General features: G+C 62.3%; 22 protein-coding genes. 2 read left to right on the top strand and 20 right to left on the bottom strand.

Annotated features, from left to right (window positions below; translation table 11 throughout):
- Window positions 1–46 precede the first annotated feature (46 nt).
- Window positions 47–196 carry a hypothetical protein gene (locus CV103_RS22465; protein ID WP_170112631.1) on the bottom strand — a complete coding sequence of 50 codons (150 nt, stop codon included), beginning with the start codon at window positions 194–196 and terminating at the stop codon, window positions 47–49.
- Between the two features lie 316 nt (window positions 197–512).
- Entirely contained in the window at window positions 513–1253 is a 741-nt protein-coding gene (locus CV103_RS12930; protein WP_107395151.1) for a response regulator transcription factor, read from the bottom strand.
- Here CV103_RS12930 and CV103_RS12935 point away from each other — a divergent pair.
- Together CV103_RS12935 and CV103_RS12940 are read left to right on the top strand one after the other, a co-directional pair.
- A complete protein-coding gene (locus tag CV103_RS12935; protein ID WP_146163430.1) occupies window positions 1233–3413 on the top strand; it encodes a sensor histidine kinase in 2181 nt (726 codons plus the stop codon). The genes CV103_RS12930 and CV103_RS12935 overlap by 21 nt on opposite strands.
- Window positions 3414–3767: 354 nt before the next feature.
- Entirely contained in the window at window positions 3768–4466 is a 699-nt protein-coding gene (locus tag CV103_RS12940; RefSeq protein WP_107395153.1) for a tyrosine-type recombinase/integrase, read from the top strand.
- Here CV103_RS12940 and CV103_RS12945 read toward each other — a convergent pair.
- From CV103_RS12945 to CV103_RS22475, 18 genes are all read right to left on the bottom strand, one after another.
- Window positions 4463–6688 carry a TonB-dependent receptor gene (locus tag CV103_RS12945; protein ID WP_170112632.1) on the bottom strand — a complete coding sequence of 742 codons (2226 nt, stop codon included), beginning with the start codon at window positions 6686–6688 and terminating at the stop codon, window positions 4463–4465. The genes CV103_RS12940 and CV103_RS12945 overlap by 4 nt on opposite strands.
- A 335-nt stretch (window positions 6689–7023) precedes the next feature.
- Entirely contained in the window at window positions 7024–7440 is a 417-nt protein-coding gene (locus CV103_RS12950; protein ID WP_107395155.1) for a CopG family transcriptional regulator, read from the bottom strand.
- Window positions 7437–9503, bottom strand: coding sequence for a conjugal transfer protein TraG (locus CV103_RS12955; protein WP_107395174.1), 2067 nt, complete (start codon window positions 9501–9503; stop codon window positions 7437–7439). The genes CV103_RS12950 and CV103_RS12955 overlap by 4 nt, the downstream gene beginning before the upstream one ends.
- A gap of 31 nt (window positions 9504–9534) precedes the next feature.
- On the bottom strand, window positions 9535–11277 hold the full coding sequence (locus tag CV103_RS12960) for a relaxase/mobilization nuclease domain-containing protein (protein WP_107395156.1): 1743 nt from the start codon (window positions 11275–11277) through the stop codon (window positions 9535–9537).
- A gap of 244 nt (window positions 11278–11521) precedes the next feature.
- A complete protein-coding gene (locus CV103_RS12965; protein ID WP_211314394.1) occupies window positions 11522–12229 on the bottom strand; it encodes a lytic transglycosylase domain-containing protein in 708 nt (235 codons plus the stop codon).
- A 4-nt stretch (window positions 12230–12233) separates the two neighbouring features.
- Window positions 12234–12578 (bottom strand): DUF736 domain-containing protein, encoded by a 345-nt coding sequence (locus CV103_RS12970; protein WP_170112633.1) that lies wholly within the window; start codon window positions 12576–12578, stop codon window positions 12234–12236.
- 38 nt (window positions 12579–12616) lie between these two features.
- Window positions 12617–12964 (bottom strand): DUF736 domain-containing protein, encoded by a 348-nt coding sequence (locus CV103_RS12975; RefSeq protein ID WP_107395159.1) that lies wholly within the window; start codon window positions 12962–12964, stop codon window positions 12617–12619.
- A complete protein-coding gene (locus CV103_RS12980) occupies window positions 12945–13523 on the bottom strand; it encodes a S26 family signal peptidase (RefSeq protein WP_107395160.1) in 579 nt (192 codons plus the stop codon). The genes CV103_RS12975 and CV103_RS12980 overlap by 20 nt, the downstream gene beginning before the upstream one ends.
- Window positions 13520–14038 carry a DUF2840 domain-containing protein gene (locus CV103_RS12985; protein WP_107395161.1) on the bottom strand — a complete coding sequence of 173 codons (519 nt, stop codon included), beginning with the start codon at window positions 14036–14038 and terminating at the stop codon, window positions 13520–13522. The genes CV103_RS12980 and CV103_RS12985 overlap by 4 nt, the downstream gene beginning before the upstream one ends.
- A gap of 220 nt (window positions 14039–14258) precedes the next feature.
- Window positions 14259–15149: a replication initiator protein A gene (locus CV103_RS12990; protein WP_107395175.1), complete on the bottom strand. Its 891-nt coding sequence runs from the start codon at window positions 15147–15149 to the stop codon at window positions 14259–14261.
- Window positions 15149–15448 carry a helix-turn-helix transcriptional regulator gene (locus CV103_RS12995; protein ID WP_245896816.1) on the bottom strand — a complete coding sequence of 100 codons (300 nt, stop codon included), beginning with the start codon at window positions 15446–15448 and terminating at the stop codon, window positions 15149–15151. Before CV103_RS12995 ends, CV103_RS12990 begins: the two co-directional genes overlap by 1 nt.
- A 118-nt stretch (window positions 15449–15566) precedes the next feature.
- Window positions 15567–16010: a DNA -binding domain-containing protein gene (locus CV103_RS13000; RefSeq protein WP_107395162.1), complete on the bottom strand. Its 444-nt coding sequence runs from the start codon at window positions 16008–16010 to the stop codon at window positions 15567–15569.
- A 106-nt stretch (window positions 16011–16116) separates the two neighbouring features.
- Window positions 16117–16332 (bottom strand): transcriptional regulator domain-containing protein, encoded by a 216-nt coding sequence (locus CV103_RS23235; RefSeq protein WP_107395163.1) that lies wholly within the window; start codon window positions 16330–16332, stop codon window positions 16117–16119.
- Between the two features lie 110 nt (window positions 16333–16442).
- Window positions 16443–16703, bottom strand: coding sequence for a DUF2285 domain-containing protein (locus CV103_RS13010; RefSeq protein WP_107395164.1), 261 nt, complete (start codon window positions 16701–16703; stop codon window positions 16443–16445).
- 147 nt (window positions 16704–16850) lie between these two features.
- On the bottom strand, window positions 16851–17063 hold the full coding sequence (locus tag CV103_RS13015; RefSeq protein WP_107395165.1) for a helix-turn-helix domain-containing protein: 213 nt from the start codon (window positions 17061–17063) through the stop codon (window positions 16851–16853).
- Between the two features lie 91 nt (window positions 17064–17154).
- Complete coding sequence (locus CV103_RS13020; RefSeq protein ID WP_107395166.1) at window positions 17155–17472, bottom strand: DUF736 domain-containing protein; 318 nt, start codon at window positions 17470–17472, stop codon at window positions 17155–17157.
- A 502-nt stretch (window positions 17473–17974) separates the two neighbouring features.
- Complete coding sequence (locus tag CV103_RS13025) at window positions 17975–18424, bottom strand: hypothetical protein (RefSeq protein WP_107395167.1); 450 nt, start codon at window positions 18422–18424, stop codon at window positions 17975–17977.
- A 139-nt stretch (window positions 18425–18563) separates the two neighbouring features.
- A complete protein-coding gene (locus tag CV103_RS22475) occupies window positions 18564–18728 on the bottom strand; it encodes a hypothetical protein (RefSeq protein ID WP_170112634.1) in 165 nt (54 codons plus the stop codon).
- Window positions 18729–18796: the final 68 nt, after the last annotated feature.

Raw genomic sequence — 18796 nt, forward strand, 5'->3', positions numbered from 1 at the left:
ACGATCAGACCAGACAACCGATCCTACCGGCCATCATAGTCGCCGCTCAACCGGCCATCGTAGTTGTCGCCGCGCAGACGAGGCATAAAGTATAGACCCGCTCTTCCATTCCAGCCGCCTCGGCAAGCGCCGCGTCACGTTCCTCGTTCGTGAGATATTTGCGTTTTCCACCCCGTCCCAAGGTGAGGCTGATCATTCCGATCTCCTTGCCCGACCACTGGTTGAGCTGCGTGCGCGCGACGCCTGATCGCACAAAAACGGCGGAAATCCGCCGTTTGTAACACTTTCCAGTATAGTGTAACATAGGAAACCAAGATATTTCATACAGTTATCGCTCCGTTGCCTTTTTATGTTGCTGGACAGGCTTGGCTGCCCCTCATTGAATCCTGCGCGGCATGCGCCATTGCAGGTTAAGCGCCGCGATGCACCCTCAGCGGACCTTTTGGGCGCGATTTTCTCCCCTCTCTTCGCCTTAACCTAGCTTACACCTCTGGACGGGCCTGCTATTCGCGTCAGGCAATCGAGATCGGGGCTGTAAAGCGGAAACCTAGCGAGTGGATGGAATGGAGCGGCAGCGTGATGTCGGCCGCCATCGCCTTCTGGCGCAAGCGTCGCAAAACAGCATCGAGACTCCGGCTTTCCGGAGGCAAGGTTCGGTAGCCAAGCACCGTGATCAGATCCGTGCGCGACACCGTTGCGCCTTGCTGCGCCTCGGCAATATGCTGCATGAGAAGCAGCTCGCGGCCGGTCAGAGTTATGGATCTGCCGGAGGGCGCAATAAGGAGCCCTCGACTGAGATCCAGCCACCAACTCAGGCTGCTTTCGGGGCGCTCAAGCCCGAGAGGCTGCGACGTCCGCGATAGGCGGCGGCTCAGATTCTGGATTGCAAGGAAGAGCTCCTCGGTATCGACCGGTTTTGTTAGGTAGATATCGGCCCCCGCCGAATAGCCTTCGATCCGGTCCTGCCGGGCAGAGCGCGCCGTCAAAACAATGATGCCGCAATTGTGTTCGCCGGCAAGGTCGCGCGCGAGTTCCAGTCCGCTGATGTCCGGCAGGTTGACGTCGAGCACGGCAACATCGAACCGTCCGGTACGCAGCGCCTGGAAATAGCCGATACCCGACTCGGCCTCGACGATGTCAAGTCCGCGAAGGCGCAGATAGTCGGCGATCGCCAGCCTGAGTTCGCCATCATCCTCTACGAGGAGGACTCTGGGGGGCGCGTCGGAAGATTGATGATCGTTAGCGATAGTCATAGGTGGCCGCTTTTAATCAACGTAGGTCACAATGACGAGCCTATCTCCTCCCCAATTGCCATGATGAGACAGATCACCATCGACGTGGCAGGCATTCTTGTTTCCCTTAGTCTGGCCCTCCTTCTGTTCCTGACCGGGCTGGTCGGGATGCCGGCCGTGCGCGCTGCCAATCCCGCGCCTGATCCCGCTCAGATAACTCTCGCGCCGAATTTCCGCGGGACTATGGATTTGAACCGGCGGATGACGGTCCTGCTCGACCCGGGCCAGCGCAGAACCCTCTACTCCGTTCTGAACGGCAACGAGGGCGCTTTCTCGGCGGCGCCGCGAAACGGCATCAATCTTGGTTATCAGCGGGTTGCGGTATGGACGAGGTTTTACCTGCGCAGCGCCCGGGATGATCAGGAGCTGGTCCTGTGGATCACTCCATCATTCACCGATCAAATCGACGTTTTCGTTGCAGATAGCAAACACAACCCGGCTGCCGGTGACTTTATTCGCTACTCCTTCGGCGACAACAGGCCCATTCCGTCCGATGGGCAATCCTCGCTTGGCTATGCTGTGCGCCTGAACGTCGGGAAAGACGCGCCCACGACGATCTATATCCGGGCGGCCAGTACCGATTCCTCGCTCAATCTTTCGGCAAGTTTGTATCCCGCGGGGGATCACGTCGCCCACACGGTAACCGGAAGTCTTCTGGCCGGCTTATGGTTTGGAGGAATGGCTGTTCTTCTGTGTATTCAGATCGTCTTTTTTTATTATCGGCGCCAGAAGGTCTACCTCCTGATCGCGGCCGCGACCTTCGGCGCGATGCTCGTCTATCTCGGCAATATGGGCCTATCCCGCTTTCTGCTCTTTCCCCAGGGAGGCATCGGCAACGACATCTTCATGGGCAGCGCGATGTGGTTTGGAATGCTTACTTCGAGCCTTTGCGCGCGAGAGATCCTGGACCTGCCCGGCCGCCGTCCGGTCGTTTCGCGCGCATTTTTATGCGGCGCAGGGTTTGCGGTGATTGGGATCTGCTTCGCCCTGGCCCACAAGACCATTGAGATCGGTTCTGTCGGGCAGTTCATCCTGCTGGGCTTTGCAGCGCTCGCCGTCGCCCAAAGTCTGCGGGAAGCGGCTGAAGGCGGGAGCAAGGAGCGCCTGACGGCGGCGGCCTATCTGGTCCTGGTCGTGGGGCTCGTTGCCACCATCGCCCAGCGCACCGCGTTTATCCCTCTGCCCAGTTGGGTGGCGCACGGTTACGCTCTTTCCAGTCTCATACATACGCTTCTCCTGACGGCGGCGCTGGTCGTTCAGCTGCGTGCCGCAGAGGCGGCGCATCGCGACATGGAGCGCCAGGCGCTGGGCGCAGCCCGCGCGGCCGAACGTCGTGCGACGACCATGGTCGAAGAACGCACCCGGGAGCTGGTGGCGGCAAAGCAGATCGCCGAAGACGCCTTGCGTGCGGAACTGCAGTCCCAGGAGCAGCAGGTGAGATTCCTGGAGGTGATTTCGCATCAGTATCGAACGCCTCTCGCGACGATCCGGTCGAATGTCGACAGCCTCGAACTGGGGCTGTCGTCCGCCGATCGCGCGAGCCGGCAACGGATCGAGCGGATACGTCGAGGAATTTCGCGTCTGGTGGAAACGCTGGAACTCAATCTCACTCGTAGTCGCGTCCAGGGAAACAACTTCATAGCTGAAAAGTCACCGACCCTGCTTGCAAGTCTGGTGGCTGCCACCGGCAATCGGGCCCGGGATCTCCTTCAAGGTCCTCCAATACAGGTGAATATCGATCCCGAGTCCTGGCAGGCACAGGCCAATGTTGATGCCGATATGCTTGCGCTGGCCATACTTAATCTGCTCGAAAACGCGGCGAAATATGCGAAAATCGGGGACGACACTCCCATTATGCTGAATTTTTTCTGCAGGGGTTCGTCCGCTGTTATCGAGGTTGCCGACCATGGCATCGGGATCCCGAAAGACGCGCTGCCCACCATCAGAATGCGGTCTGTACGGGCTGCGAACGCGCGCACAATCGAGGGGTCTGGACTTGGTCTCTCGCTTGTATCCAGAATTACGCAGACGTTGGGGGGGTCTCTCAACATCGAAAGCAAAGAGACGGTCGGAACGACCGTCACCATTATTCTCGAGCTGATCCCCCATAGGCCGAACTGAATCAGGCGCCCTTCATTATCCATCGTTCCAATTCGTTACACCCCGTTCCCGCTCGTCCCAATTTCGGACAAATCGCGCCTGTCGCACCCAAGAAAATCGCCTAAAAAATCCCTTCTTGCAGCGCCAACGTCGGGGGACGAGCCGGCTGAATCCAGCCAGCCCGAGCCTTTTGGCGTCGACGCGTGAGAGAGAGGATGGACGTAAGGTAAGCGCAATATTCGTTAGCTGGTAAAATGTAACGACAGGTTCCCTGCCTAACGATGACGCGGTCGACCCCAGCGAACAGTTGGCAGCTCTCGGGACATTCATCCAGCCGCGGCGCCCCCGTCCATGTGTGGGAGCAATTGTGAAGCGATGTTATGGTCAATCTTCGATGAATATGGTCATCGTAAATATCTCAATCGACATGAAGTCCACGATTTCCTCGAGATCGCGAAGGCACAGAGCGCAGAAGTCCATGGCTTTTGCAGGCTGCTGGCCGAGACAGGATGTCGGATTTCCGAAGCTCTGGCCATCGATCATGACCACATCGACACGGCCAACCTGTACGTGATTTTCGAGACGCTCAAGCGGCGCAGAAAAGGTGTTTTCCGTCGGGTCCCCATTTCTCGCGGCCTTGTCGCGCTGTTACTGAAAATCGGGGATGTACGGCGCGGCAACCGGATCTGGTCGTGGTCGCGAACCACGGCCTGGCGTCATGTGACAGGCGTACTCGATGCAGCCGGTGTCACTGGACCTCAGGCAACCCCCAAAGGGTTTCGCCATGGCTTTGCCGTGGCTGCTCTGGGCGCCGGCGCGCCGCTCAATCTCGTGCAGCGATGGCTTGGTCATTCAGATATCCAGACGACATCAATCTACGCGGTCGCGGTCGGCCCTGAAGAGCGCGAGATCGTATCGCGCGTCTGGCAGCGCTATCACCAGGATGCACAGGCGCCAACGACCGCTCGTGCTCGCGCGAAGCAGGGGCGTAGCACCCAACGTTCACTGAAGCGCAGACGTTCGGCTTCGGAAACGGGTTCCGGATGGCAAGCAGAGCCTGTCTATTTTCTCTAGCGCCCGACCACCAGGCGATCGAGCGGTCCGAGACGGGCAGCCAATGTCAACCCCAGCCGCCGGGGCTGGCCGGGATAGCTTTCCAGCGCAACCTGGCCAGTCGACCTCTGATCGACAGGATTATTGAAGATAACCTCAGGATAGACCGTACCGAGGCAATTGCTGCACCAAGCGGAAATCGCATATCGCCCCCATTCAATGCCGGCGCGAAGGGTTAGCAGCCATGTGGGTGGCACTTCGTAGCGGGCGCTGACGTTCGTCGCGGCCCTGTAGGAATCGCGCCACATCAGCTGACCGTCGGCGAACAGGGTCTGGTCGCCCCGACCAAGAGGGATGCGAGTGCTGCCGCCCAGGGCCACGGTCCAGTCTGGCGCCCATCCGAGCCTGGCGCCGCCGACGTCGCCGCCGCCGGCACCGAGATCGGTTCCCCACCCGTAACGAGCGTCGAGGTGTGTGACATCCAGCGAGACGGCGGTTCGCGCAGCCGGCCGGACATCGATACCCAGTTCCACGCCCTTGACGTTCGCACCGGGGCCGTTGCTCACATAGAACATCGGCGGCATGAAGATGTGGTTCTGGATATCATGGTAATCGTCGAGGAACAGCGACAAGGAAACCGCGGCGCGGTCTTTCCAAAACCGGGACGAAAGTCCGAATTCCAGGTGATCGACAGTTTCTGGTGCGAACACCGGATCGGTCAATGCGCCAGCGAGGCCGGCTCCCTCACGGGCCATGTTGATTCCGCCAGCTTTATAACCGCGGGAATAGGTAAGAAAGGTGGAGATGGTGTCGTCGGGAGCATAGCGCAGGCTTGCGGTCCAGCTGGGAACCGTCTTGCGAAGTTTTGCATCGAAGCGGTCGTTGACGCGCGGTAATGCGACCAGGACGGATTGATCGAAGCGTCCACGGCCGCTTTTCCTGTCAACATCCAGCCGGCCACCGGCCTGTAGCCGCAGAGCAGGAACAAGGAACAGATCGATATCCGCAAACAGCGCGATGCTCTCGAACTTCTGCGAGAGATCATCGACGGCGCCTCGGCCCGGCGCGGCACCAAGCGAAGGCGGGAAGAAGGCCGGAACGTCCGCGCCCCAGTCATAGTTGCGAATACGCCGATTCTGTTCCCGGCGCAGAAAGGCTCCGATCGTCCAGCCAGGCCTTGGCTCGTTGGCCGCCACTTCGCGGGAGAGCCGCAGTTCCTGCGTCAGGGCCTCGATGTCCACGAGCGTGTCAATGCCGAGGATGGCGGCACGCGTGAAATCGCCTTCTGCCCATGTTCGGCTGTGCACATTCCGGTAGCCGGATATGCTTGTGAGTCGAAGGTCGCGGCCGAGGTCGATCTGCGCCTTTATGGCCACGCCACGGTCGCTGACCGTTGAACGCTGCAGCTCGTTGATGAGCGTCTTGCGCCAGGATGGGCGGGGTGCTGGCCGGTCGTGACTGCTTCCATCGAATGCCGGAACATAGCCGTTCAGCCGGATTGACGCACAGCAACTCTCGTCGACCAGGCTGATGTCGCCGGCGATGTCGATTGTGGTCGTCGGGCTGGGGGCGAACCGGACCTGGCCTCGCAGGCCGTATCGATCGAGATTATCCTGGCGACGCGCCGGGTGCCAGAAATCTCCAGTGACGCCGTTCCCGCGGCTCCGAAAACCGGATATCCGGCCAGCCACCGCCGCTCCGAGGGGAAGATTAGCCATCGCGCGCAGGCGTTTGGCGCCGTTCGATTGCCAGTCCGCCTCGATCTGCCCCTCGTGTTTTCCCAGTTGGGGTTTGCGCGTGTTGATCCGAACGGCGCCAGCTGTGCTGCTCATCGCTGCGCGGGACACCGGAGCGCCCTTAAGAATCTCGACGGACTCGACATCAAACAGGTCGCCGCCGAGCATGCCGGAACGGCTGCGGAAGACGTCATCGATATAAAGGGCAACCGCCGGATCGATGCCGAGTTGCAACATCGGCGAGCCAACGCCTCGGATGCGGATCGAGGCTCCTTCCACCTGAGCGCCCGATGAGGGCATTCGCAGAGCGGTGCTCGCGTTCTCCAGATCGAACCCGTCGCGGATGGCCAGCGCTCCGAGGGTTTCGCTATCAAGGCGCTCGATCGAGATCGGGCCGTCATGTCCGATACCGCTGTCCCTCGGGCCCGTGACCAGAATGTCACGGGGGGAAGAGAGCCCATCGGAAATGTCGTGCGCGACGGCCTGATGTCCTGCCGTCGTCGCCAAGCTTGTGCTCGCCGCAAGCAATATCCACACAGCGCGTCGAAGCCGCATCCCCCCCCCCTTTTTCATGATGTAACCGTCGCCTCATGCCTGCAGGCGCTAAGGCGCGAACGACACGACCGTTTGCTGGACCAACGTCATCGACCCGATCAGCGATGGCGCTCATGCCGAGCCTGATCGCACTGCGCAAGACGTTCGCAATGATGTGGTTTAAGCCTCCCGCTCGGCTTCCGTACAGCGGCAGGACGCAAGCTGAGCTGTCCCAGCAGGGCGTTTCCATTCCGGTCCAGGTTCAGCGGGAGCCGCAGACATGCCCGCTTTGTCAACGCAGATATGGGCTATTTGCCGTCATGTTCGCCGGAGAGTTCACGCATGAGACGCGGCCCATGCTCCATGCGCCGATTGAGCATGACGACAAAGCGTTCCCATCGCTCGCGCGCCTGGGCTCTGGCCACCTGATCGCTGCCGTTGGGACTTGCGGGCGCGGCGCTGAGCCAATTTCGAATGAACAAGGCGAGCGTCTCATTGGAGAGTTCGACATGCCATTCGAGGCGGGCAAGATCGCGGTTCAACCGGTCAAGCCGACGGGCGAGAGCAGCTTCCAGCCGGTCGGAGGCATCGGGCGACAGAAACGATTCCAGCGCCGCCTCTATGACGGCAGTCTGGCTGGCGCGGCGCGCGGAGGCATGATCGGCAAGACGGCGGGCGAGGTCGCTGCGCAGCCGGATACTCCGCTTGACGTAGCCGTTGCTCACAGCACGATTCCGTCGTCGGGGTCGAGCGAAGCATTGCGGGCGTCGCGTTGCGGGATTCGGCCCGCATGACGCCCGGCGTGGACGCCTTCGCCATCCTGACTGCATTCATCCGCAAAAGCCTCGCGCTCCGGTGGCTCGGGAGGACGCATGATTTCCTCATGCTCCGCCAGGCCTGGCTCACGGCGGACGCCGGAACTTGCCGGGTCCCCGGCATATACGATCTCGCCAGACGATCGCAGAAGCCCATCGGACGAGCCGGCATTTTCCCGGGCCTTCATGTCTTCGTGGATCGATTTCCTGCCGGACAGGCCGGGCGTCGGCAGCGCACCGACCGGTTCAAGTGCCGACCAGTCATCGCTCGGGCGAGACCTGGGCTCAAGCGTGGGCAACTCCGGCGGCGGTAGCAACCGCGCACGAAATCGAGGATCCAGATAGTAGCGCGCCTTGGCGGCGCGGATCGGCGGTGTGCCTGCGACAAGGACGATCTCCTCGTCGGGCGAGAATTGCTGAACTTCGCCCGGCGTCATCAGCGGGCGCGCGGTCTCGGTGCGTGAGATCATGACGTGGCCCAGCCATGGCGAAAGACGGTGACCGGCGTAGTTCTTCATCGATCGCTGCTCGGTGGCCGTGCCCAGGGCATCCGACACCCGCCTGGCGGTGCGATCGTCATTCGCGGCGAAGGCGACCCGCACATGACAATTGTCGAGGATCGCATTGTTCGGACCATAGGCCTTCTCGATCTGGTTGAGGCTCTGCGCGATGAGAAAGGCCTTGATCCCGTAGCCTGCGACAAAGGCCAGTGCGCTTTCGAAAAAATCGAGCCGTCCCAGTGCCGGGAACTCATCCAGCATGAACAGCAGCCGCTGGCGCTGGCCCTGCACCATCAGATCCTCGGTCAGACGCCGTCCGATCTGGTTGAGCATCAGGCGGATCAGCGGCTTGGTCCGGCTGATGTCCGACGGCGGGATGACGAGATAGAGTGAGGTCGGCGCGGGCCAATGAACGAGGTCCTCGACGCGCCAGTCCGACGCGCCGGTCACCTTTGCGATCACGGGATCGCGATAGAGGCCGAGGAAGGACATGGCGGTCGAAAGCACGCCCGATCGTTCATTGTCGGACTTGTTGAGCAATTCCTGCGCGGCGGCCGCCACGACGGGATGAACGCCAGCCTCTCCCAGATGCGGGGTCGTCTTCATCCTGTGCAGTGTGGTTTCGATCGAACGCCCAGGATCGGAAAGAAAGGCGGCGACGCCGGCGAGCGTCTTGTCCGGTTCCGCATAGAGGACATGGAGGATCGCGCCGACCAGCAGGGCGTGACTGGTCTTCTCCCAATGGTTGCGTTTCTCCAGGGAGCCTTCGGGATCGATCAGCACATCGGCGACATTCTGAACGTCGCGCGCCTCCCATTTACCTTTGCGCACCTCCAGCAAGGGGTTGTAGCGACAAGAGGCAGGGTTTGTGGGATCGAACAGCAGCACGCGCCCGTGCCGGGCCCGGAAACCCGCGGTAAGCTGCCAGTTCTCGCCCTTGATGTCGTGGACGATGCAACTTCCCGGCCAGGTGAGCAGCGAGGGAATGACGAGGCCCACGCCCTTGCCCGAGCGGGTGGGCGCGAAACACAGCACATGCTCGGGGCCATCGTGACGCAGATAGCGCTTTTCGTGCCATCCGATCACCACGCCGTCGTCCGCATAGAGGCCCGCCTTGCGGATCTCTCTTTCGGTGGCCCAGCGTGCAGAGCCATAGGTTTCCGCCTTCTTCTCCTCGCGCGCGCGCCAGACCGCCATGGCGATGGCAACCACTACAGCGGCCAGCGCGCCTGACACGGCGATCATGGCGCCGGTCTCGAAGATTTGCGGGGCGTAAGCGTCATAGGCAAACCACCACCAGAAGAAGGCGGGCGGTGGATAGATGGGCCAGGAGCCAAGCCAGAACCAGGGCTGTCCAAGTTCTGGCTGATAGGCGAATGCGTGAGCGGTCCATTGCGTCGCCGACCAGACGCCGGCGAGAGTCAGGCCGATCACGGCCGCGACCTGACCCCAGAGGATGCGTGTCGCATTCATGGTCATTGACTCCGTTCAAGATTGATAATGGTCACAGGCCGAGCCCTCGACCGCGGCCAAGCGACCAGTCGACGCCGCCGCCAGGCATCATGGTTCCGGTGATATGCTGGCCGAGATGGTGATCGAGCGCCGGCCGCCAGGGCACGAGCTGGAAACCCAGTCCGCCGTCGATCATGGCGAAGCGCCCCGATGCGAGCATTACCCGCTCGCGATAGATTCCGCTGACATAGTCGCCAGGCGCCGAGGGCTGATGAGCAAGGCCAGTGCGCCGGCCGATGGCATCGATCGTCTGCCCCAACTCGCTGGCTTTGAGGGTTTCGATCAGATCGCGCGCGAAGAGGTAGCCCTGACCGCGACGCTGAGCCAATCCCGCACTTTCGAGATGGCGCGCGCGCGCCGCCATTGCATCGCGCACCTCAGCACCGAAGCCATCGGCCATTGCGAGCGGCTTTCGGGCGACGAGCTGGCGATCGAGCCAGGTCGCGCCCGGCGCATGGATTTGCTCGGCAAGGGTAAGGTCACAACGGGTAGCAAGAGAGAGGCGTGGTTCACCTCGCGCGCTTTGCCAAATGCGCGTTTCGACGAGAGCCCCCGTCTTCGCGTCGCCGGTATATTCCAGATCCTCGAAGCGCAGATGATGGGTTCGGCCATCGATCCCGTCGATGACCGCATAGGCTGTACCTTGCAACTCGTCGTAAAGGCCACGCGCTACAAGCCGGCCGATAATCGGGTCTTCAGGCCGGGTGTCGTGCACTGCCAGGCGGGAGGGCTCAATGCGATGCCCTGCTTCGCTCATGGCGCGGTGCATGGTTTTGATGATGTCGCCGCGGATCGAGAGGTCACGCAATGTCTGTTCCGCTTCGGGCCGGATCGACCAGATGGCGGGACCCTTTTTGTCGGCAAGTCCCATCCGCTCGAGTTTTTGCGCCCGGCCAATCAGCAGGAGCCTGTCCTGGTCGGCACCGCTGCCTGGACGGAGGTCGACGAGGTCGTCGATCCCGGCGGCCATATTTTGCAGGCGACGATCAAGGCTGGTCCAGCGATCGGCGCCCACTTCCTGCTCCAGCGCCGTCTGAATTTCGAGTTCGCTCCGTGGTCCCAACTCGAGCGTGACGCGTTCCGCTGCACGGGTGCGGAGACCTTCGCTGATATAGTCACGATCAATGACGAGGTCGGCGCCGGTCTGATCGATCCCGCGGACCAGCACATGGATATGGGGGTTGTCGGTGTTCCAGTGATCGACGGCGACCCAGTCCAACCGGGTTTCGAGATCCCGGGCCATATCGTCCATCAATTCGCGGGTGAAGGATCGCAGGTCCTCCAGCCGGTTCGCGTCCTCCGGAGAGACGATGAAACGGAAATGGTGCCGGTCATCCTCGCAGCGCTGCGCAAACGCACGGCCATCGGCGGCATCGGAGCGTGCGTCGAACATGGAGGCGTCGCGCCCATCGCGCGTCACGCCGTCGCGCTGGAGATAGGACAAGTGCCGGGCAAGCGGCGCAGCGCGGAACCCCACACCCTTGTGACGTACAATGCGAGCTTTGATGACGACGCGACGGGCATTGGCCGGCAGCCGCGCTTTGAGGCGGGCAACCCGGCCGCGGCCATGACGGCCAGTGCCCCCGCCGCGCGACGGTCGCCTGGCGGTATGCCCGGCCTTCGCGGCAGCCCGGCGCACCTGTGCGGCAAGGCTCTGCGCCCTGCGCCCCGTGCCGCGCCCCGCATCGCGGCTTCTTCCCGGCCTGATCCGGATATCATCGTCGCGAACGGTCATGACAGCCTCATGATCGACGCTGCCACCCCGGAACTGACTGAAATCAGAGGGCAATGGGGAAATTGTGCCACCGACCCGAAATCGGTGCCACCTGAAAATCCTGCTATATTACAACTATATAAGCGCCCTGAGGTGGCGCCCTTTTTATCTCGCCATCCTAAATTTCCTGAAGTTACGATGTGCTGGCATCGTGTCCCCGTCACCCCTGGATAGCCGGACGTGCGCCAGCGGACGCTGGAGGTGCTCATGGCGTCCTCTGCCCCGACAGAGATACGAAAAGTCCATCCAGTTGCCGCGCGGCAGCAACGGTGGCAGCATCGCCGGGAGCGTCGGGCGTGCGATCGGATGACGCGGCCCGCGCAGCCGCGACGTCACTCGTCCGCGCCGTGAACAGCGCGGCGCGACGCCAGGCGTGGGGATCAGGTGGCGGCGCAACGACGAACTGGATGTCGCTCGAGCCGCCGGTGATCGGCGCAAGCTTTGCAAGATAGGCGCGCGTCTCTCGCGGTAGCGGACGCCTGCGGGAGAGGTATTCGTCATAGCGGCCCGGCCCCGAATTATAGGCAGCCAGCATGGCGGTCGGATTGCCGTAGCGGTCGTGCATCGCCCGCAGATAGGCCGCGCCCGCCATGATATTGTCGCGCACATCATAGGGATCGCGCCCCAGTCCGTGCCGGGCGCGCAGGGCCGCCCAGGTGCCGGGCATGATCTGCATCAGGCCCACCGCACCCGCGGACGATACGGCGTGGGGATCACCGTTGCTCTCGACGCGAATGACGGCCCATATCCACGCCTCGGGGATGCCGAAACGCTGCGCCGCATCGGTGACGTGGACAGCAAAAGGTTGGTTGGTCACCGTGCGTCCGGCCGGCCGGGCCTGCGCCACGGCGGCACCGGGGAACTGCGCAATAGCGAGCACCGTAATGAGCAAGTGACGGAGGAACCGGCGCATCGGTTCAACCTCCGCTGGCCGGTTCGGGCGGACGGTTCCAGACCAGATAATGGACGTCGCCATGTCCGGCAGTGAGCAGCATGGCGTCGATCGGTCGCGGAAAGAGCGGGCCATCGATCCGCACCGCGATGTGGAATCCGCCCGGTCCACCTGGGCGATGCCGCGCCTCGCCGATCGGGAACCCGTCCGCGCTGTCGCCGAGATGCACCCGCATGTCGGGACATTTGCCTTCGTTCTCGCGGGGATCGACCTCGGCGAGATAGAGCGGCGCGTCGAGGCCGAGTGTCTGAATGCGGCCCTTCCAGGAGCCGTTGTCGCGACGGAATGTGCCGATGGTAATCTGGTTCATGGGTCTGCCTTTCGTTACTCTGGGAGGAAGGAGGGACGTCATCGCCGCGGTTGATCGGCGCGATGATCGCGCGGCCGGGGACGCTTCCACGACAGCCTGAATGTCCGTTCCTTGTCGTCGGCGCGGAACAGCACAGGGCGAAACGGCGACCGGAAAATCGGGCTGTCGATCTCCAGCGCGATGTAATCGCCGGCACGCTCGCCGACCCGTTTCCACGCGCCGCCGACCTCGGGACCATCCTCGTCGTCGAGATGGATGCGATAATCGGGCGCGTTATCGGCCTCGGCCGGATCGAGCGCGACAAGCACGATCTCCTCGTCGATGCCGAACAGCCGGATGCGCCCGGCATAGCCGTCGCCGGTGGGTTCAAAGATATTCGTCGGCATGGCCGATCTCCTCTTTGCTGGGGGGTGAAGCAGGCTGGGACGGCGCGCGCAGATGCAGCGGCGTTGCCCGTCCGATGATGGTTGAAGCCGGAAGCGGGCCAAAATAGCGGCTGTCCAGACTGTCCGGGACGGACGGATTGAGCAGGAACATCTCGCCGGGTTCGAGCGTGCGACAGCCCCGCCACACCGGCAGCGGACGGTCCCGGCTGTCGCGCACACGGGCGACAGCGACAGGTCGCCCATCGACGCTCACGGCGTCATCAATCCGGCAAACTGTCTGCCCGGCTTTTGCCGCGACGTGTTTCAGGAGCGGGACGCCCTCAGGCAGATAGCCGCGCGCGGAGAGCCAGCGCGACAGCCGCTTGGGCGGCGCGATGGCGACTAGCGCGCCGGTGGGCGGATCGCGATCGGGGTGGATGCGATAGAGGCCGATCGGCGCGCTGGCGCTCGCATTCCAGATCACGCGCGGGAGTGGATCGACCATCGCGGTAGCCACGAACGCCGCGGCAAATGCGGACGCCACGATAACCGTCGCGACGATGTAGCGGCGGCGCGTCATCCCTCGAGCTTCCGACGCTTGAGCCATGCCTGATGGCGTTCGACGGTATAGGCGCGAGCCGCTTGCCCGGCGCTCAACCGATTGTGGACATGGCACCAATGTTCGGGTGCGATATCGCAGGGATCGAGGCCCTCAGCCTCCACCTGGTCTATGGCTTCAAGGCACAAGCGAACTTTCGGCCAGCCTTGTATCGACAGCAGCAATTCGCCGCCCGGCCGCACGAAGGGTACAGTGGTGTAGGCATCGCCTGGGCGAACGGCGCGCAGGATGTCGATGCGGGAATGCACCGTTCCATAGTCGTTGGCCGACCACCGGACGAATGCGATGATCGCATCGGGCCGGAACAAAACGACACGGCTCTTGCGACTGAGGATGCGTTCGCCGGCAATGCGGCCGAAGCGTATCCAGTGCTCAAGCCGTTGCTCAATCCATATCAGCTCGATTTCTGTCCTGCTAGCGCGGGCCGTTCGGGCTTTGGAGGCAGGTCTGCGCGGCACTCGCGGAGAGGCAGTCATGGCTGCGTCTCCGCATTGCGGCGTCTCACCCCAATGGCTGCGCGATTTCCACAATCGAGCGATGCGTTAGCAAGAGTCCGAAGGACTCTCTTGTTAGCACAGTTAGTAGGGGCTCGATTTGGCGAGGATTTCCGGCGAGTCGCGCAGGCTTCCGGTTTCCAATAGGCCGAGTCAGCGGTTTTTAATCGGCCGACCCGCAGGGTTTCCAATAGGCCGAGTCTCATGGCCGGTTATCCACAGGCTTTAGCTTCAGCCGGCGCATTGCCCGATCGAGCGCATCGACAGGCTTGGCGACGAAATTCAGCCGCTCACGCCCGAAGGCATGATCAAGGCTGAGCGAGTAGCCCGGCAATGCCTGACGCTGGACGATCCCGCGCACGTCGAATGCAAATTGCTTGAGGGGCGAAAGTGCGCCCGATTTGAGATGCAGGTGCGCAATATCGAAGCTCCAGCCACCAGGCTGATGTCCGCCATGCTTGCGCACGATCCGGTAAAGCCAGCGTTCCAGCCCACCAGTGAGATCGAAATAGGCGCGGTCGATCGTGAGCACGAGCGCGCGGTCAACGATCCCTGCGTAGAACCAGTCGGGCAGAATCAATTCGATCCCGAGCGGGCGGCCGCGACCATCGACGAGTTCGCGCCATTCGTTGATCCAGGAGAATCGATGGCGCCGCCGCTGGTGCTGCTGCCGGATCGACGTGGCAACTGTCGTGGACTGGAGCCTGTCGAGTGCAGCCTTCAGGCGATCATAGTGATCCCGCCCGGTTCCGCGGCCGGTGAAGGCGAGAATCTCGTGCGGCGTGGTCATCATGAGCCGCGAGGTGCTCCGTCCCGCATCACGGGCCTCGACAATCTGACTGGCCGCCCAGATCAGGACGTCTGCGTCCCAGATCGTCGCCATGCCATGCTCGGGAACAGCCTCGACCGAAATCCAGGTCTCGCCCATGCGGAAGTCGATAGGAGCAATCCGCTTCCGCTTGGCCAGACTGAAGAATGGCCAGGACATGAGATCCTGGGCGTCGCGCGCGGCGAGATCGCCCGATATGGAACGAAACAACCCGAGTTGGGCGCGCTCGGCAGATCGATGAGCAAGAGGGCGTGCCATGGCGATCAGTCGATGCCGACAATGCGCTTGGCGGGATGGACGGTGCCGACACCCGGGTCGGAAGTCGATCGACGCGTACCCAGAGCCGCCCATGCGTCGAGATCGGCAATGGCATAAACGATCCGACCGCCGAGGCGGCGATAGACCGGGCCGGTGCCATAACAGCGATGTTTCTCGAGAGTGCGCGGCGAAAGGCCGAGATGCGTCGCGGCGTCCGGGGTCTTCAGATATTGCGGCCGCACGATCGCAGCGGGATCGGCGTCTTTGAGATAGCGCGGCGTCGCGCCGCTTTCGGCCTGCTCCATGGGGGTCCTCCTGAGAATGGCCGGGAACGACGGCGTTCACCGGCGATGAGGAGGTCAAGCTGTCGGAGAGTAGGCGCGCAAAGAAGGGACAGGGCGACGAATAATAAATGTCCCATGACTATCGGCCCTGGAGTAAGTCGCGATAACCGCCGTCAACAAGCCTTTCGGCTTCAACTGTCCAGCGACCGATCTTCTTGCGTTCCGAACAATCGGTCCAGGCTGCGGCGGACAAGGATCCGAGCGACGGATCGATCAGCTGTTCGGCAATCTCGCGGGCGGATGCGCCTGTGCGCAGCATGTCCAGCAAGCGAAGAAGCTTGAGCAACCGTACTTTGCGAAAGTCGGTCAGCTTCGACGCTTCGGGCGACGGGCCGCGAGCCCGACCGCGGAACCAGCGCAGGAACCACATGGATGTCTGCACGCGGGTCCGCTCTCCCGGCTCGGATGGCAGTATGACTGAGCCCGGTTCCCGCAAGCCGGGCTCGAAGCGGAGACGTATGACATCATGTCCCGCACCGATCACGATATGGAGGCCGTCCGCATCCACGAAGCGCAGGGACACGCCGCAAAGCTCATCGGGATCAATGCCGGCCTCTCGCCCGAACCCGTGCGGCGGCGCTCCGATCAGGACAACGAAGGGAAGCGCGTCCGCCCGCCAGATCGGCCGATCAGTGGGTGCGGGATGGTTCGGATCGACAACGAAATCGCAACCCCCAGCGCTGAGCTACGCTGGCCTCCTGTTCGCTACTGCGCGTCGATCGGTTCGACCAGTCCTTCCTGAAGTCCGCATTGCGCCTGAGAAATTCGAAGGCCAGGCCAGGAAGATCAATTGTGTTGGGATTCGGCGCGGGATCGTCCACGCGCCAGTCTGAAACTGGCGTCATCAATTCCTCCCCTGTTTTTCCGTCTTGCAGAAAGCGAGGAAGATTGAAGGGGTTATGCGATATGCAAAGCGCCTTAATGGGCGTCGTCAGCCCGCCACCGGGCTATTGACTTAATGCTTCCATTTCAACTGTTCGAATGCCGCAAGCTGACGATAGCCTGTCTCGCTCATCCAGAGCGCACGCGCCAGGTGGCCTTCATAGAGTCGCCGGGCACGCAGACATTCCACTGCAGGATCGATACCGAAGATGATCTGGACGGCTTCCTGCCACGTCGCACTTTCATCCGCATATGCATCGAGAAGACGAAGATAAGTGCGCAGATGGGCTATATCATAATCGGTTATGATCTCCCCCTGCGGAGCGCTCTCCATAAAGGCTCGATCGATCACATTCTGACGCTCCTGGCAGGCTCGGTCCGTGAAATGCGGCGGCGCCAGTCACGGAGCTTGCAATATTGGCCAACAGGGCGGGCGCGATACCATCCTATCTTGGCGAATCGAAGCGCCTCTTTCGCGGGCTTATTCAGGACGTGAAAAAAACGCGGCGGGATCGCAGTCCAGTTCGGCGGCGATCCGCTCAAGCGTGTCAACGGTTGGCGAGTTCTTTGAACGCTCGAGATAACCGATATAGTTGCGATCCAAACCGGCACGGTGCGCCAACTCCTCTTGCGACAAGCCTTTGGCCTGCCGCAATCGTCTCAGATTTCGCGCAACGATCTCCCGCAGTGTCATCGGGATGACGTCGCGCGCGCCCTACTATATCACCACCTAGTATAGTAGGGAAAGCTTCACCCGGCCGGCCCGGGTGATGCTCGCGGGGAAGTCAGTCCCGACCTCGCCGCGCCTGCCGGGTCCAGAACAGGTCGTATTCGCCATCCTGGCCGGTGAAGAGCTGAGCGAAGATCGGAGCGGTGAAGCTGGGATCATCGAGCTTGATCGAAAGATAGGGGCGGTCATCGGAAGTCCGCTTGCTCCACGCCGCACCAACCTCGGCATCGTCGATCAAGACCCGATGGCTGGGAGCATTGCCCGTGGCCTGTTCGTCAGGGACGATGCGGACCGACCTGGCCTGAAGCGAGAGTGTAACGATCTGGCCGAGGAGTTCGCCCGAAACCTTCTTGAAGCTGCCGATCTTAGCCATTGTGCTGTTCCTTTCACCTCGAGCCGCGCCAATCACGGCCTCGATGCGCAGGGACCGCCGACAGGCGTTCGGCGCCGCAGCCGCAGGCCCGCAGCACAGCGGAGGACGGACCGAGGAGGATTTTTTTGTCCGCGAGGAACGGCGGAACGCCGGGGGAAGAAAATCGGGCGAGGCCGTTGCGGCAAGCCGAACGAGCGTTAGCGCCCTGGCGGCATTGAGCGCATCGATACGAGGCCGTGATGGCAGCGGCAGGTGAGGAACGCTCTGGCGTGGAGGCCGCCCATCAGGACGATTCCGCGGAGGCTATGAGCCCGCGGCTTCGCGCACCGCCAGCCCGCACCCACAGTCAAACACGACCGGCTACTGGTGAAGCCCCCGGATCGACGCGATCTGACCGACATGTCGCGGCTATGCCAAATGGTCTGGCGAGCCTCGAGCTGATGGAGGCCGATTTCGCACCTTTCTCAGAACCGATGGCTCCTACCGGGGCGTGTTGACGCGGTTAAGGGGCGCCGACCCTGGTCGGACCTGGATCTGAAGAAAACGCCGCCGGGTCCAAACCGGCAAGCCGCATCCATGCAGCGCTTCCGACCGACACCGCGCCGATACAGCTCAGGATCGATAGCAAGATGCCGTCCTCGATCGCCAGGCCCGCAAGCCCCTGCACGGCATGATAACCCGCGATACTTGCAGGAACCGCGAACAGAACGGTAATGGCCAGCCTGATGATCGGCGATCGGATAGACGCGAACAGGGTCTGCCCAATGACATGTATCGCGACGCCCCCTGCAAATCCGCCAAGAATCGCGGCGAGGTAGCCATAGTCCTGATCGCGCATCCAAAGGGAAAGCGCGATTCCTGCTCCCACCGGCAGTGCGTAGGCGGCCAGGGTGAACAGCAACCAGATCATGTAGAGACCGGCAAGGAGGCCAAGAACGAGAGAAATGGTCATAGGGCGTCCATTCAAGACGAATGATCGTCGGACGCGCCCGCCTCCGCCACCACAGCGCATATTGCCCCGGCATCCTAGCTTGTCGGACGCTGGTTTCAAACCGGGAACTGGCGTCGTTATAAGAAGTCGGGCTCTCCGATCACGACGGAAACGGATCATATTCGTGCACCACCTGGCCGGGATTGCCGTCGAACTCCGACCAGGGCATCACGGCATAGCCGTCATCCGTCCGGATGAGCACGATGACCGTCATCAGGGTCTTGGCGAGGTTCCAGGCGAGCGACTGGGCGGTGGAAAGCGGCATGATGTGGATCTCCTGTCCGGGAGCGGAGACCGTCCCCGCTCGACAGGCGCCCCGCCGGCCGGGGCCAG

It is taken from the genome of Edaphosphingomonas fennica (assembly GCF_003034225.1).
GTDB lineage: Bacteria > Pseudomonadota > Alphaproteobacteria > Sphingomonadales > Sphingomonadaceae > Sphingomonas_E > Sphingomonas_E fennica.

What these genes read in the sequence shown, in the direction of transcription:
- CV103_RS22465 (WP_170112631.1), bottom strand. Translation starts at nt 196, where the DNA reads ATGATCAGCCTCACCTTGGGACGGGGTGGAAAACGCAAATATCTCACG.
- CV103_RS12935 (WP_146163430.1), top strand. Translation starts at nt 1,233, where the DNA reads ATGATCGTTAGCGATAGTCATAGGTGGCCGCTTTTAATCAACGTAGGT.
- CV103_RS12930 (WP_107395151.1), bottom strand. Translation starts at nt 1,253, where the DNA reads ATGACTATCGCTAACGATCATCAATCTTCCGACGCGCCCCCCAGAGTC.
- CV103_RS12940 (WP_107395153.1), top strand. Translation starts at nt 3,768, where the DNA reads ATGTTATGGTCAATCTTCGATGAATATGGTCATCGTAAATATCTCAAT.
- CV103_RS12955 (WP_107395174.1), bottom strand. Translation starts at nt 9,503, where the DNA reads ATGAATGCGACACGCATCCTCTGGGGTCAGGTCGCGGCCGTGATCGGC.
- CV103_RS12960 (WP_107395156.1), bottom strand. Translation starts at nt 11,277, where the DNA reads ATGACCGTTCGCGACGATGATATCCGGATCAGGCCGGGAAGAAGCCGC.
- CV103_RS12965 (WP_211314394.1), bottom strand. Translation starts at nt 12,229, where the DNA reads ATGCGCCGGTTCCTCCGTCACTTGCTCATTACGGTGCTCGCTATTGCG.
- CV103_RS12970 (WP_170112633.1), bottom strand. Translation starts at nt 12,578, where the DNA reads ATGAACCAGATTACCATCGGCACATTCCGTCGCGACAACGGCTCCTGG.
- CV103_RS12975 (WP_107395159.1), bottom strand. Translation starts at nt 12,964, where the DNA reads ATGCCGACGAATATCTTTGAACCCACCGGCGACGGCTATGCCGGGCGC.
- CV103_RS12980 (WP_107395160.1), bottom strand. Translation starts at nt 13,523, where the DNA reads ATGACGCGCCGCCGCTACATCGTCGCGACGGTTATCGTGGCGTCCGCA.
- CV103_RS12985 (WP_107395161.1), bottom strand. Translation starts at nt 14,038, where the DNA reads ATGACTGCCTCTCCGCGAGTGCCGCGCAGACCTGCCTCCAAAGCCCGA.
- CV103_RS12995 (WP_245896816.1), bottom strand. Translation starts at nt 15,448, where the DNA reads ATGGAGCAGGCCGAAAGCGGCGCGACGCCGCGCTATCTCAAAGACGCC.
- CV103_RS23235 (WP_107395163.1), bottom strand. Translation starts at nt 16,332, where the DNA reads ATGACGCCAGTTTCAGACTGGCGCGTGGACGATCCCGCGCCGAATCCC.
- CV103_RS13010 (WP_107395164.1), bottom strand. Translation starts at nt 16,703, where the DNA reads ATGGAGAGCGCTCCGCAGGGGGAGATCATAACCGATTATGATATAGCC.
- CV103_RS13015 (WP_107395165.1), bottom strand. Translation starts at nt 17,063, where the DNA reads ATGACACTGCGGGAGATCGTTGCGCGAAATCTGAGACGATTGCGGCAG.
- CV103_RS13020 (WP_107395166.1), bottom strand. Translation starts at nt 17,472, where the DNA reads ATGGCTAAGATCGGCAGCTTCAAGAAGGTTTCGGGCGAACTCCTCGGC.
- CV103_RS13025 (WP_107395167.1), bottom strand. Translation starts at nt 18,424, where the DNA reads ATGACCATTTCTCTCGTTCTTGGCCTCCTTGCCGGTCTCTACATGATC.
- CV103_RS22475 (WP_170112634.1), bottom strand. Translation starts at nt 18,728, where the DNA reads ATGCCGCTTTCCACCGCCCAGTCGCTCGCCTGGAACCTCGCCAAGACC.